Source organism: Lactobacillus sp. YT155, assembly GCF_030504545.1.
Lineage (GTDB): Bacteria > Bacillota > Bacilli > Lactobacillales > Lactobacillaceae > BQUT01.
In genome coordinates this window covers 69,269-82,809 of sequence record NZ_JAUKWP010000001.1, presented here as the reverse complement: position 1 = coordinate 82,809, position 13,541 = coordinate 69,269, and the positions used below count along the sequence as shown (strand labels likewise).

The following is a 13,541-nucleotide window of genomic DNA, read 5'->3' as shown; positions in this document are numbered from 1 at the left end:
CACTATTAAATAATTCAACAAATAATATTCACAATAAAAACTAATAATATTCATTAAACTTTAATTATTGAAATGATAAGATGAATATAATATTATTTTGTGGAGGTTGATCAATTGGTAGAGAAAAAATTTGATAGTTTTCATTTGAAATTAATTGCAATCATTGGGATGTTGATTAATCATATAGGTATTCTGTTTGAATGGAGTCATAGTAGTCAAACATTGCCATTTTTTGCAATTTCTGAATTTGTAGGTAGATTTACTTTTCCGATTATGGCGTATTTATTAGTGGAAGGTTTTCACTATACACGAAACATTAGGAAGTATATTTTAAGAATGGTCTTTTTCTGGGTAGTGTCCATCTATCCATTTTATCTATTACATAATCCAGATTATGCCTTTTCTATTACTGATATTCCTAATAATATTTTCTTCACATTGTTAATGGGACTAATAATGTTGACATTTTATGTCAAAATAAAGAATGTTGTAGGGAAATTATTCCTTGTATTACTGTTCATAGGGTTGACCATTCTGTCAGATTGGAATATTTTTGGAATTATTCTTATATGGGCATTTTATCAATTTCATGACGAAAAAGGCATCAAATTTACAATGCTTATTTACTTTGTGATTTTCGAAATTTTGGCTATAATTGGGTTTTTTGCCGCTAAGAATACTGGTGCATATGTTGCAGAAATGTTCTCTGCACTTGGATTTTTGGCGGTCGGATATTTACTTCTAAATTACAACGGAAAACGTGGATACGCACCACAGTGGATAAAATGGGGATTTTACTTATTCTATCCTCTACATCTAACAGTACTTGAGATTATTAAATATGTATATCTTTAAAATTAATAAAAGAACTAAAAAAGACATCCATTAGGGTGTCTTTTTATTTCACATTCTTTTTCCAAATATCACTCACAATTTTATCAACTGTTCGTAAGCTGGGATCATTGATAAATGGCCGAGGGCTAGCAGTAGTCAACCAATTCTTACCTTCGGTGGGAACACCCCAGAAGTAGAAATTATTAATTAGTTTACCGTTAGCATCAACTAATTGGTTAGCAGTTCTGTCAAAGCCGACAGCGCCACTGACAAACTCTTTGCCATCTTCACGTTGGAATTGCCAGTTTTTAACCATGCCATTCTTAACCAAATTATTCATTAGTTCGCTGGTAGTGTCACTCAATGAAATCTTAGGAATTCGTGCTTCAATCAAGGCTTCTGCTGGATATTCAGGGCAGTCTCCAGTTTTACTTGAAACGATATATTTATCTTCGCCAGTAGTTACCTGCATTTCACCAGGAACAATTTTGATAATTCCAGCTTTTAATAACGCGTGTAATTCTTGTAGTCGAGAAGCTGGTGGTCCCATTGATAGTAAATTGTTGATTGAGTTAAACTGATGCATGAATTTATCAACGAATTCATTTCTTGAGAGTAATTCATTTTCAATCACATATCTGATGGTTGCACGGATATCTCGAAGAACTTCTAAAGCACTTGTTAGTGGTCCAGTTTTGGTTCCTTTAGCTGCTTCTTGGAAATCTTTTTTAACGAAGTTTTCTACGAAAGTATCAAAGCCTTTGGCAGTACTTGCTTCAACTGGATAGATGAAACTCTCCCAATTAATAAAATCATCAGCATCAATTTTAAGATTATTAAGTGTTGTTTCAGGGTCCTGCAAGAAGTCGCTTTGAAAGGCCGCTTTGTCAATTTTTCCAGCATACTTTTCATCAATGAGGTTGGAATAGTAAACAAAGCTCATTTCGTTTTCTAACATGGTCCAGAATTCGTTGTAACTAAGAGTTCCTTTGTCATATCTCTGTAGAGTTGCGATATTTAGGAAGTTAGGGATGTATTCTTCACCAGGAGCTTTTTGTTTGCGACCTTTAGAATGATTAGGCAGACCGTGTAATGATCCAGCAATTATTCTTGGCTCTTTACCGCTTGGATGATAAGTTAGTTCACCATTTTTTAGTGGCTCAAACTTACCCCCACGTCCATAAGTTAAGCGAGCCATTAAGTCATAGAAGTTCAGACCTAGTCCCTTAATTGCCAAGGTCATGTCTGCGGTAATATTGTCCAGTTCAACTTCACCGGCAAAATTTGGTCGCACGTAAGTAAGATTATTTTTGTTAGCGAATTCAGTGAGTTCTGCTTCAAGTGGAGTTGGTTCATTGAACAAGTTACCAAGTGCAGCGACTACGATATTACTAGTAAGTTTTTCATTGGCTAAATCAAGAACGAATTTGTCGTCTTGTTGAGTAATATTTGTGACTTCTTCAGAGTATAAATTCACTGTAATATCATCATTAAGTCGTTTGAGCTGTTCATCGTAGAACCATTGGATGTAGATACCATATAGAGCGCGTGAAGTATAACTATTAGGTGTGATTTGTTTGATTTCATCAAGAAAAATTTCTGAATAGTTATTTTCTACTAAATAATTATGAGCATAATTGGCGCTCCACTGTGCCAAACTGGGTCCCATATTGACTACTCCTGACATAACAACACTCTGGTCAGTGAACAATGTGATATCTTGAGCGGCAGTATTCATAATTAATTCATGTGGTTGATCAACAGTCCAAACACGACCACCAATTGAATAAGGGTCGAAGATGTTAATTTCTAGCTTTTCTTGAACAGGTTGTATTTCGTTCCAAGAAAGTATTCGTTCTAGAGCCAGCATTCCTCTAGGACCGGCCCCAATGATAGCGATTCTCATATTCTTTCCATCCATTTTTTATCTAATTCGTAACAGAATAATAAGTATAATTGCAGTAACTGTCTGTACTGCACCGACTGAAACTCCATAAAGTAAGAATCGTGGTCCTTCTTTTATGAACTTACGGAAGTCTAGTCTCAAGCCAATAGCAGCTAAGGCAATTGTTTCAAACCAGCTACTCAAGAAGTGAGCAGTTGTATTGAAGAACTCTGGTAAATTAATTGTACTATTCAATAAGCAAAATATTAAAAATAATAGCACATACCATGGAATTGGTAATTTAAATTCAGATTGCTTTTGTTTTATTATACCAGTAGATTTTTTAACTTTTTGTTCAAAAATATAAACAACCACTACTAATAAAATAATTCGCGTAATTTTGAAGAGCATGGCAAATTGTACTGTTTCAGAATTGATTAAACTTGAACCAGCCACCACTTGAGCAACGGATTGTAAAGTTCCACCAAGTAAGGCTGAATTAGCAAGAAGATTACTGCCAAAGATTGCCATTCCTAAGAAAGGCAAGGTCAACATCATTACTGTTCCTAAAAGGTTAACAAGGGTGATGGTTTGACCTTTTTCTTCATCGTCAGCATCAATCGCTGGTGCGATAGCTCCGATAGCAGAAGATCCACAGACAGCATTTCCACCGGCAAACATTAAAGACATTTTCTCGCTGAAACCTAAGCGACGACCAATAAGATAGGCACTAATAATAACGATAGTCATCATCAGTAATACAAAAATCAATCCATTGATGCCCATCTTTTGAATAGTTTGAAAAGTGACAGTGAATCCTAGCATTACCACTGAGTATTCTAGTAAGCGACTTTCAGAGAATTTAGTTCCAGTTTGTAGAGCTGGTTGCTTGAAGAAGGTGTTTCCCAATAATATTCCTAATAAAATGGCAATTGTAGCCGCTCCTAAACTAGGAACCAGTGTGCCAAGAAATTTGGCAACTATAGCGACAATCAGGGATAGGCTAAATCCTGGTAGAATCTTTTTAATCCAAGTACTCATAACAATTCCTTTCATACATAAAAACCATTATACTTGTTTTGAAGAGAAATTGTTAAGGGGATAGTTTATTGCCATGGTATTATAAGCATATATCAAATAAATTAACGGTCAGGATGAATCTATGAAATCAATCATATTATTTGTTCGATTTTTATTAGAGATGATTACTGTTTTAGGAATACTCAGTGGTGTATGGCTCAGCAACGGTATCTGGAACAAGATATTTTATCTAGTTGTGGGAGTTGCCATTTTCTTAGTTTGGGTACGATATGGTGCACCCAATTCAAACCATGCGTTGACTGGTGTTGCTAAATTAGTATTAGAAATTGTTGTTTATGGAATTGGAATATTCATGTTTTATCGTCTATTTGGTAATCAAGTTGGCGCAATCTATACTGACGTGGTTGTAGCAGATTTAGTCTTGATGTATGTTTTTAGACTGCAAGGGAATTAATATATTATGTACACTAAAGCAAATTCAATTGAAGATTTAATAAGCAAGTCACCGTATTCAGATATTATGAAAAAAGTCGATGAACTAGTGACTGAAAATACGAAATTAGAACGTCACTATTTTGATAATGGGAGAACGTTTAGTTCAATTGCCTATGGAAGACTCGGTAACTTAGGTAAGAAGAATTATGATTACGCTGATGCCGGAATCATAAATATTACCAGCCAGAAGAACTTTGTTGGCTTGTATATTTGGAGTGGGGATGTCGTCGAGAAATACGCAGATGAATTTCCAAAATCAGCAGTCAGCAAGGGATGTATTAATATTAAGAATATGAATTTTCTTGATAAATATCATGATGTGCTTAAAGAAATTGTTTCTGAAGTAAAATAAAAAACCTCTACTTTTATGTAGAGGTTTTTTATTGCTCGAATTATTGAGCAGTAATTCCGCCATCAACGACAAACTCTGATCCAGTTGAATATCTCGATTCATCAGAAGCAAGATAAACAACCATTCCGGAAACTTCTTCAGGTTCGGCTAAACGACCTAAAGGAATCATCTTCGCAAATTGCTCAACAGCAGCACGGGTATCTTCTTGCATAACCATTGGAGTGGCGATAGCTCCGGGATGAATTGAGTTAACTCGGATATTGTATTGAGCTAGCTCCAAAGCTGCCGCTTTAGTCATTCCACGAACGGCAAACTTAGTATCGGTATAACCAATCTTTGCTCCGACCAATCCGTTGATAGATGAAATATTAATGATAGAACCTTGTTTGTTCTTAATCATTTCTGGCGATACATATTTCATTCCTAGAAAGACCGATAATTGATTGATTTGAAATACTTTCAAATAATCGGCTTCGGTGGTGTCATCAATTGATTTTGTGACCGTAATTCCGGCATTGTTGACTAAAACATCAATTTTGCCCCACTTAGCTAAAGTTTCTGAGACAACTTTTTTCCAGCCATCTTCATCAGTAACGTCATGTTTGATGAATAAAGCGTTATCGCCCAATTCCTTAGCCACTTGGCTTCCTTTTTCCTCGTTCAAGTCGGTGAGAACAACTTTTGCCCCTTGGCCAATTAATTTTCGAGCATGTGATTCTCCCATTCCTTGAGCAGCACCTGTAACAATAGCAACTTTTCCGTCTAGATTAAACATATCTGCATCCTCTTTTCTGGTCTGTGTTCTATTATCCAATTCCTCCTTAAAGTATATCACGAAAGCGCTATCGGAGGTTTGACAATAAGGTGATTTTAATGATTAACTTCAACATAATTTTTTTTATATCAATAAATTAATTTAATTAAGTTGATGTTTACATATGGAAAGAATAGGAGTATATATACAAATGTATACTGATCTAAAGAAGGAAGGCGAATAACATGAAGCGATTCATGGATTGGTTACAAAACAGTTTGATGCCTCCTATGGCAAAAATTGGAAATAATAAGTATCTAGTTTCAGTTCGTAATGGTTTAGTTTTAACATTACCAGCTATTATCAGTGGGAGTGTATTCTTGATTTTAGGTAATATTCCAATACCTGCATGGACTCATTTTATTAAACCATATATGAATGTGATAGGTGTAGCTGTTAATGGTTCTTTTGGTATTATTTCGTTATTAGCAGTAATTGGAATTGGATTTGAATTAGGAAAATCGGTGGGAGTTGACCCACTTTCTGGAGCAGGATTATCGACCATGGCTTTCATCATCAGTTCATTTGGATCAAATTTCAAATTGAATGTAGATAATTTTGGGTCCTCAGGTTTGTTTACCGCTATTGTTACAGCATTTATTTCAATTACAATATTTAAATTCTTTGTTGATAAAAATATTGTTATTAAATTACCTTCAGGCGTACCAGATGCAGTTTCGAGCTCATTTGTAGCATTATTTCCGGGATTTATAATTCTATTATTTTTCTGGGTTATTAGAATGCCTTTAGGTATTGATATAAATCAAGTTGTTCAAAGTATTTTTCACCCATTATTATTTGCAATGAATACTTTACCTGGAATTATGATTTATACATTATTGGTAAGTTTGCTTTGGGTTTGTGGTATTCATGGAGATATGACTCTTCAAGGGATTTCTGATCCGATCTTCTTACAATTTCTAGCGGCTAATGGAACAGCTTTGGCTCATCATCAACCACTACCTTATATTACTGCGTATGGATTTTCTAATTTATATGTAAATGTTGGAGGGACTGGAGCAACTATTACCTTAGTTGCGCTGATGTTATTTTCTAAGAGCAAAACTTATCGTGATTTAGGAAAGGTTGCCTTTCCAAGTGCATTATTTGAAATTAACGAACCAGTAATTTTTGGATTTCCTATTGTCATGAATGCTTTAACAATGATTCCATTCATTATTGTGCCACTGATTTTGACGATAGGGTCCTACAGTCTGATATCACTTGGTTGGATTTCTGCTCCCGTAGCAATGGTCCCTTGGACAATGCCTCCAATTATTGGACCTTTAATGGCGACCAGCTGGGATTGGCGTGCTGCAATTTGGTCGTTAATGGAATTGGTTATTGCTGGAGCTATATACTATCCATTTTTTAAAGTTGCAGAAAAACAAATGATTAGTCATGAAAATACTGAGTCTAAATAAAAAAGCATCTACTTTTAAGTAGATGCTTTTTATTTCACTTCTTTGTAGCCTTGATCTTTTAGATTCTTAATCATCTTTTTAATTTTTAAGTCTTTTTTCTTATTCTTAAGATCGACGTCAAAATATTTATTTAAATTCTTGCTTGAGATTTTATCGAAATCAATAGTTTGTGTAACGACAATTTCTTTATTCTTTTTGTCTTGGGTAACCTTAATAGTGATTCCCTTACCCTTATTATTTTTTTCGATGCTTTTCTTTATCATGTTAAAGGCTGAAGATGAGTTTTCATCAAGTTTTATTTTGTCAATTGACCTTATTTTATAAACATCGTCCCCATGTGCATAGAGCGTATTTGTGACAGTGTTATCGTCTTTCGTACGTGTGAAAGTCCTAGTCTGATCTTGCTGACATCCTGCTAGAACAACTACAGCAACAACCATGAAAAGCATTGCTGAGATAATTCTCTTAAAATTTTTCATAAATAATTCCCCCTAAAATTTTGAAACAATTAATTATGACATAATAAGTATCTTCATTTCAAGGTTACTTAACATATTTTTTTAGGTGCTCAGCAGTATATGATTCGTGATTATTTAGCAAATCGACAGGATAGCCCTGGAACAAAACTTTACCACCGAGACTTCCACCACCAAGTCCCATATCAATAATCCATTGAGCTTGACTGATTAACTGTAGATTGTGTTCCAAAACAATTAATGTTTTTTGTTTTTTAACCAAATTATTTAATAAAGTAATTAATTTTTGAACATCCGCTTCGTGCAAACCAGTACTTGGTTCGTCCAGAATTAATAAATTGCTAGCTTGATTATCAAGAATTTTAGCGATTTTTACTCGTTGTAATTCACCACCAGAAAAAGTATCCAATGATTGCCCGAGTTTGACATAACCTAAATTGACATCAATCAGATTTTTAATAATTGGTTGGTCGAGTAAATCAGCGGCTTCCTCAACCGTTAATTGCAACAATTCATAAATATTCAAGCCATTCCAAGTATAGGATAGTGCCTCATCGTTGTAGCGTTTGCCTTGGCATTTTTCACAGACTTGTTCAACATCACCCATGAATGCCAAATCTAATTTAATATAACCGCGTCCTTTACAAACAGGGCAGCCACCTTGTCCGTTATAGCTGAATAACGATTTACTCTGACCGGAGGCTTTGGCAAAAACTGCTCGAATTTCGTCAAACATATCCAGATAAGTCAGCACATTAGAACGATTGCTGCCACGAATAGGGCTTTGATCTAAGATTTGAGCTTCGGGATATTTTTTGGTGAACAGATGTCTAATTAGAGTACTCTTTCCTGAACCGGCTACTCCAGTTATTAAAGTTAATGCTTGCTTTGGAATTTTAATAGAGGCGTTCTTCACATTATGTAAGAAAACATTATCCAAATGATAGTATTCAGTAAAGTTTGGTTTAGAGATATTAATGTGATGGGGTAGATTGAGTGCCTTACCAGTTAAAGTACCTGAAGCAAGAAGTTCTGGGTAAGTTCCTTCAAACATTACTTTTCCACCATGAACACCCGCACCTGGTCCAATATCAATAATGTGGTCAGCAATTTTGATAATATCAGGATCGTGATCAACTAATACGACGGTGTTACCTTTATCTCGTAAGTCCTCAATAATAGCGTTCATTCCTAAAATATCTTGAGGATGGAGACCAACGCTTGGTTCGTCGAAGATATACATCACATCACTTAATGCACTATTTAAATGTTTGATAATCTTAATTCGTTGCGATTCACCACCAGACAGTGTGGTAGTTGGGCGATTCAAGAATAAATAGCTTAGACCAACAATTTGGAGACTTTTTAATTTCTTAATTAAATCATCTAAGATGATTTGCACATTAGTAGCATCGATTGCTTGAATGAAATTTAACAAATCAAAAATATTCATTTCAACACAATCGGCGATTGATTTTCCGTTAATTTTGGCAGAACGTACAGTTTCATTAACACGAGTTCCATGGCAGTTCGGGCATGTTGATTTTTCAATCACTCGACTGATTTCTTTAGCATGTCGTTTTTCTTCTTTTTCAATATAATTCTTAGTTATGCGCGGAACAACGCCAATATAATCAGCAGTTTTTGGCCACTGATCAGTTGGGTGATCGGGTTTGCTTCCTTCATCATATAAAAGGCGCTTGAGTTCTTTTTCAGTATAGTCTCTTAATTTCTTATCATTATCAAAGTTTCCCGATTCGACGTAGCGACGTAACCGCCATTCACCTGGATGAAATGATGGGAAATCGATGGCACCTTCATTTAATGATTTGTCGAGGTCTAACAATTTCTCAATATTGATAGTGTTAGTTTCACCAATTCCCTTACAAGTTGGACACATTCCTTGCGGATTATTGAAAGAATAAATCATCGAGTAGCCGATGAAAGGCTCAGCAATTCTTGAAAAGAGTAGTCGCAAGCTGGTATAAATATCGGTAATCGTTCCTACAGTTGAACGTGCATTGCCACCAATTTTCTTTTGGTCAATTACAATCGAAACAGGCAAATTCTTGATTGATTCAACATTAGGCTGAGCATAGTGAGGTAATAATTGTTGAATATAGCTGGAATAAGTATCGTTTAATAAACGTTGCGACTCGGCAGCTAATGTATTAAATACTAATGAAGATTTTCCTGAACCAGAAACACCCGTAACCACGGTTATTTTGTGCTTAGGAATATTCAATGAAATATTGTTCAAATTATTGGTGTTAGCATTTTTAATTTCAATATAATTGGTCATAAATAGTTACCTCTCACTCAGCAATTTGATGTCGTGTAGTCACTATATCGGAGTTAAAAAATAGAGTCAATTTTTGACTAATACGATTGAATATAGTTACAATTTGCTTTTTGTAAACAAATAAAAGGTCTTAGTTAAGGCCTTTTTTTATTAGATTCCAAATATTTTCGAAGCGTTGTTGATAGTCAGGCTGGAACCAGGTTTCTTTAAATGCTGGTAGGGTAAAAACTGAGAAACAAGACATAATAGCTTTTGCACGTTCATAATCATTGTCGCGATAATTTAATAACAAATCAATGTATTCATAGCAGGGAGCAAGGACTTTCTGTAATTCATCAGGATGATTGTCCAGATAAATCATATGTAATTCAAACATTTCAGGTTGATTACTTGAAGCTTTCTTTTTCGCAGTCACAAACTGCCATAGCCAATCATGAAGTTCTTCCTCAGGTGTTGAGTATGCGGTTTTCAAAGTAATATTTTTTAGAATAGACTTGTGAAACCATCTAATTGAAACAGATAGCCATAAGTCATGTCGATTTTTGAAATGTTTATAAATTGCTGCGTGAGTCACTGCTAACTCTGAAGAAATTTGTTCAATTCGAATATTAGTCGAATGATTTTTGATTACTAATTCTTCAGCAACATTCATAATTATGTTCTTAGTTAAGACTGGCATTGGTCATATCCTCCGTTGTTTAAATAATAACATACATTAGTTACTTTTATTGATTTTTGTAACTTTTGATGTTATATTTGTTTCCAGTTACAAAAAATGAAAAATGTTACCAAGGAGAATTGATATGAAAGCCGCACAATTAAAAAAATATGAGAAAAATTTTAAACTACAAATTAATGAGATAAATATTCCAGAAATCAATGACGATGAAGTCTTAGTTGCAATTAAATATTCGGCTGTTAATCCATTGGATAGTTTGATAGGAACCGGTAATATCAAGTTAATTCAAAACTATAAATTACCGCAAACTATGGGAAATGAGATATCAGGGGTTATCAAAAAAGTTGGTAAAAATGTTTCTCAATTTAAATTAGAAGATGAGATTTATGGAAGGTTACCATTGAATAATATTGGTGGTTTTGCAGAGTATATTGCTGTAAAGGCAAGTGAAATTGCATTAATCCCGAAAACACTAAAATTGAAAGAGGCTGTTGCCGCACCATTAACAGGATTAACGGCAATTCAAGGGATGATAGAAATTTTAAAAGTTAAATCTGGAAGAACAATTTTAATTCCTGGTGGTTCTGGCTCGTTTGGACAAATGGCAATACCGGTGGCTAAAAGTTTGGGGTTAAAAGTTATCGTTACGGGAAGTCCAGAAGCAAAGGAGCGCACTCTGAAAGCCGGAGCTGATCAATATTTGAACTTTAAAACAGAAAATTATTGGGAACTATTATCGAATATTGATTATCTAATTGATACTAGAGGGCCTAGTGAATTTGAACATGAACTATCAGTTTTGCAACAAGGTGGAAAAATGTTGTCTTTGATTACGGGACCTAATAAAAAATTTGCTCTTACTAACAAAATACCATTTTGGAAGAGAATACTATTTTCAGCTGCGGGAAAAAAATATGATAAGCAAGCAGCTGAAAAAAATATTGAATATAATTTCATTTTTGTTAAAAGTGATGGTCAACAATTAAATGAATTATCAAAAATTATTGATGATAATCACATAGTACCAGCTATTGATCCCACAGTTTTTACATTAGACCAAGTAAATGAAGCTATTGCTTATGGAAAGTCAGGAAAAACACAAGGAAAAGTTGTAATTACTGTTCAATAAAGGCTTCAAAGAAGTGAAGCTTTTTTTATTTTTTCTTACAACCTCTAAAATACGTAATTTAACAGTGGTACAATAAAAGCAATTCTATGTTCAAGAGGTTTAGTATGTCAGAAACAACTCCGAAATTTACACCAATTTTATTAGGTAGTGACTTTAATGTTTATGGAATGGCACGTTCATTTTATGAACTCTATGGTCAACCAGTAACTGCCTATGCTGCACAAGAACTAGCACCAACTAGATTTACTAAAATTGTTGATGTTCATCTTATTCCTGGGTTTAGTGAAGATCCGGTCTTTTTTGATGAAATGAAAAAACTAGTTGAAGAATATAAGAATCACGAAGAACCAGTGATTCTGATTGGTTGTGGAGATGGTTATGCTGAATTAATTGCTAAGCATAAAGAAGTTCTACAAGAAGCTTTTGTTTGTCCATATATCGATTATGACTTGTTGAAGCAACTGAATAATAAAGAGAATTTTTATCAAGTTTGCGACAAGTACAACTTGCCATATCCTAAAACTCAAATAATTACTAAGCAAATGGTTGAAGAAGATAAAGTTATCCAACCATTTGATTATCCTGTGGCCTTGAAACCCACGGATTCAGTTGAGTGGCTTGACGTTCATTTTGAGGGTCGTAAAAAAGCATTTCGAATTCAATCAGCTACTGAGTTTGGTGAAATTCTCAATAAGATTTATGACAATGGCTATACTTCAGATTTGATTTTACAAGATTTTATTCCCGGCGATGACAGCAACATGAGAGTGCTAAATGCTTATGTTGACAAGAACCATAAAGTAAAAATGATGTGCTTAGGTCATCCATTACTAGAAGATCCGGCACCAGCTGCAATTGGTAATTATGTGGCTATTTTGCCTGAATATAATGAAAAACTTTATCAACAAATCCAAGAGTTCTTGGAAGATATCAAATTTACTGGTTATGCTAATTTTGATATGAAATATGACGAACGTGATCAGACTTTTAAATTATTTGAAATTAATTTACGTCAAGGTAGAAGTAGTTTCTTTGTTACTTTAACTGGTTATAATTTGGCTCAATGGGTTGTCAAAGACTATGTGACTGATGAATTAAAAGATCAAGAAGTCGTTTATGCAAATCGTGATGAAGATAAAATTAAGCTATGGTTAGGTGTTTCAACTGGAACATTCAAGAAATATACTCGTGAAAATGATGACAAGAAAAAAGCTCTAGAACTAATTGAACAAAAACGTTATGGAACAACTTTTGATTACGACAAAGATCATAATTTCAAACGTTGGCTATTAATGAATTGGATGTTGTACAATTATCGCAAGAGTTTCGCACGTTATTTCAAAGAAAATAAAGGATAGGTTATGAAGAACTTTTTCACCGTTTTAGGCGGTATGGGTACTGCTGCTACAGAGAGTTTTGTACAGTTGTTAAATGAGAAAACTCCGGCCAAAAAAGACCAGGATTATTTGAATTACATTATAGTGAATCATGCTAGTATTCCGGATCGTTCAGCGTATTTAATGGATCACAATCAACCTAGTCCATTGAATGATTTAGTTGAAGATATTCAGCAACAGAGTTTGTTGAAACCTGATTTCTTTGTCATTGCTTGTAATACGGCCCACTATTTCTATGAAGACTTACAAAAAGAAACTGATATTCCAATTTTACATATGCCAAGATTAACGGTTCAAAGTATTCAAAAACAATATCCAAGGGTTAAAAAAGTTGGAATTTTAGGAACTAATGGGACTGTTACCGACGGTATTTATGATCGAGAGTTAGAAGAGTTAGGTTATGAAGTAGTAAAACCTACTAGTCAGATTCAAGAGCAAACAATGGATTTAATTTTCCAAGATATTAAAGGTAAAAATCAAGTTCCTGCTCAAAAATATCATCATATTTTACAGGAAATGAAACAACAAACTGACTGCGATGCAATTATTTTGGGATGTACTGAATTATCATTAGCACAGCAGCGTGAACCTCTGGGTAATGATGAGTTAGGAATTCCTATCATTGATGCCCAAGCGGAATTAGTTAACGCCACAATTAAACAAACACAAAAGATTTAATCTCAACAATTTAGTTGAGATTTTTTTATTTTGCT

The 13,541-nt window shown here is 34.3% G+C and carries 13 protein-coding genes; 7 read left to right on the top strand and 6 right to left on the bottom strand.

Annotated features, from left to right (window positions below):
* Positions 1-114 precede the first annotated feature (114 nt).
* A complete protein-coding gene (locus Q2T76_RS00450) occupies positions 115-855 on the top strand; it encodes a TraX family protein (protein ID WP_302083054.1) in 741 nt (246 codons plus the stop codon).
* 43 nt (positions 856-898) lie between these two features.
* Here Q2T76_RS00450 and Q2T76_RS00445 read toward each other — a convergent pair whose 3' ends face one another.
* Both Q2T76_RS00445 and Q2T76_RS00440 read right to left on the bottom strand, forming a co-directional pair.
* Positions 899-2,755, bottom strand: a complete 1,857-nt coding sequence (locus tag Q2T76_RS00445) for an FAD/NAD(P)-binding domain-containing protein (protein WP_302083052.1) — start codon at positions 2,753-2,755, stop codon at positions 899-901.
* A gap of 3 nt (positions 2,756-2,758) precedes the next feature.
* The gene (locus Q2T76_RS00440) at positions 2,759-3,760 is read right to left on the bottom strand and encodes a YeiH family protein (protein ID WP_302083051.1); all 1,002 of its coding nucleotides are present in this window, start codon (positions 3,758-3,760) and stop codon (positions 2,759-2,761) included.
* Positions 3,761-3,881: 121 nt separating this feature from the next.
* Here Q2T76_RS00440 and Q2T76_RS00435 point away from each other — a divergent pair, with 121 nt between their 5' ends.
* Positions 3,882-4,214 carry a YrdB family protein gene (locus Q2T76_RS00435; protein WP_302083049.1) on the top strand — a complete coding sequence of 111 codons (333 nt, stop codon included), beginning with the start codon at positions 3,882-3,884 and terminating at the stop codon, positions 4,212-4,214.
* 6 nt (positions 4,215-4,220) lie between these two features.
* Positions 4,221-4,607 (top strand): DUF1801 domain-containing protein, encoded by a 387-nt coding sequence (locus tag Q2T76_RS00430; protein WP_302083047.1) that lies wholly within the window; start codon positions 4,221-4,223, stop codon positions 4,605-4,607.
* A gap of 40 nt (positions 4,608-4,647) precedes the next feature.
* Here the strand turns inward: Q2T76_RS00430 and Q2T76_RS00425 are convergent, their stop codons facing one another.
* Positions 4,648-5,382, bottom strand: a complete 735-nt coding sequence (locus tag Q2T76_RS00425) for a glucose 1-dehydrogenase (protein ID WP_302083891.1) — start codon at positions 5,380-5,382, stop codon at positions 4,648-4,650.
* Positions 5,383-5,606: 224 nt separating this feature from the next.
* Between Q2T76_RS00425 and Q2T76_RS00420 the strand changes: the two genes are divergently transcribed.
* On the top strand, positions 5,607-6,845 hold the full coding sequence (locus Q2T76_RS00420; RefSeq protein ID WP_302083046.1) for a PTS sugar transporter subunit IIC: 1,239 nt from the start codon (positions 5,607-5,609) through the stop codon (positions 6,843-6,845).
* A 29-nt stretch (positions 6,846-6,874) separates the two neighbouring features.
* On the opposite strand, the gene Q2T76_RS00415 is transcribed toward Q2T76_RS00420, so the two are convergent.
* The 3 genes from Q2T76_RS00415 to Q2T76_RS00405 form a co-directional block, all read right to left on the bottom strand.
* Positions 6,875-7,324 (bottom strand): DUF1307 domain-containing protein, encoded by a 450-nt coding sequence (locus tag Q2T76_RS00415; RefSeq protein ID WP_302083044.1) that lies wholly within the window; start codon positions 7,322-7,324, stop codon positions 6,875-6,877.
* Between the two features lie 64 nt (positions 7,325-7,388).
* Entirely contained in the window at positions 7,389-9,623 is a 2,235-nt protein-coding gene (locus Q2T76_RS00410) for an excinuclease ABC subunit UvrA (RefSeq protein WP_302083042.1), read from the bottom strand.
* Between the two features lie 130 nt (positions 9,624-9,753).
* Complete coding sequence (locus Q2T76_RS00405; RefSeq protein WP_302083040.1) at positions 9,754-10,302, bottom strand: TetR/AcrR family transcriptional regulator; 549 nt, start codon at positions 10,300-10,302, stop codon at positions 9,754-9,756.
* 124 nt (positions 10,303-10,426) lie between these two features.
* Between Q2T76_RS00405 and Q2T76_RS00400 the strand changes: the two genes are divergently transcribed.
* The 3 genes from Q2T76_RS00400 to Q2T76_RS00390 all read left to right on the top strand — a co-directional run bounded on the left by Q2T76_RS00400 (position 10,427) and on the right by Q2T76_RS00390 (position 13,506).
* Positions 10,427-11,431, top strand: a complete 1,005-nt coding sequence (locus tag Q2T76_RS00400; protein WP_302083038.1) for an NADP-dependent oxidoreductase — start codon at positions 10,427-10,429, stop codon at positions 11,429-11,431.
* Positions 11,432-11,535: 104 nt separating this feature from the next.
* Entirely contained in the window at positions 11,536-12,789 is a 1,254-nt protein-coding gene (locus tag Q2T76_RS00395; RefSeq protein ID WP_302083036.1) for a carboxylate--amine ligase, read from the top strand.
* A gap of 3 nt (positions 12,790-12,792) precedes the next feature.
* On the top strand, positions 12,793-13,506 hold the full coding sequence (locus Q2T76_RS00390; RefSeq protein ID WP_302083035.1) for an aspartate/glutamate racemase family protein: 714 nt from the start codon (positions 12,793-12,795) through the stop codon (positions 13,504-13,506).
* Positions 13,507-13,541: the final 35 nt, after the last annotated feature.

Excerpts from the sequence above, each read along its gene's own strand:
- Q2T76_RS00425 (WP_302083891.1), bottom strand. The coding sequence starts at position 5,382 with ATGTTTAATCTAGACGGAAAAGTTGCTATTGTTACAGGTGCTGCTCAA.
- Q2T76_RS00440 (WP_302083051.1), bottom strand. The coding sequence starts at position 3,760 with ATGAGTACTTGGATTAAAAAGATTCTACCAGGATTTAGCCTATCCCTG.
- Q2T76_RS00390 (WP_302083035.1), top strand. The coding sequence starts at position 12,793 with ATGAAGAACTTTTTCACCGTTTTAGGCGGTATGGGTACTGCTGCTACA.
- Q2T76_RS00415 (WP_302083044.1), bottom strand. The coding sequence starts at position 7,324 with ATGAAAAATTTTAAGAGAATTATCTCAGCAATGCTTTTCATGGTTGTT.
- Q2T76_RS00405 (WP_302083040.1), bottom strand. The coding sequence starts at position 10,302 with ATGCCAGTCTTAACTAAGAACATAATTATGAATGTTGCTGAAGAATTA.
- Q2T76_RS00400 (WP_302083038.1), top strand. The coding sequence starts at position 10,427 with ATGAAAGCCGCACAATTAAAAAAATATGAGAAAAATTTTAAACTACAA.
- Q2T76_RS00420 (WP_302083046.1), top strand. The coding sequence starts at position 5,607 with ATGAAGCGATTCATGGATTGGTTACAAAACAGTTTGATGCCTCCTATG.
- Q2T76_RS00430 (WP_302083047.1), top strand. The coding sequence starts at position 4,221 with ATGTACACTAAAGCAAATTCAATTGAAGATTTAATAAGCAAGTCACCG.
- Q2T76_RS00445 (WP_302083052.1), bottom strand. The coding sequence starts at position 2,755 with ATGGATGGAAAGAATATGAGAATCGCTATCATTGGGGCCGGTCCTAGA.
- Q2T76_RS00410 (WP_302083042.1), bottom strand. The coding sequence starts at position 9,623 with ATGACCAATTATATTGAAATTAAAAATGCTAACACCAATAATTTGAAC.
- Q2T76_RS00435 (WP_302083049.1), top strand. The coding sequence starts at position 3,882 with ATGAAATCAATCATATTATTTGTTCGATTTTTATTAGAGATGATTACT.
- Q2T76_RS00395 (WP_302083036.1), top strand. The coding sequence starts at position 11,536 with ATGTCAGAAACAACTCCGAAATTTACACCAATTTTATTAGGTAGTGAC.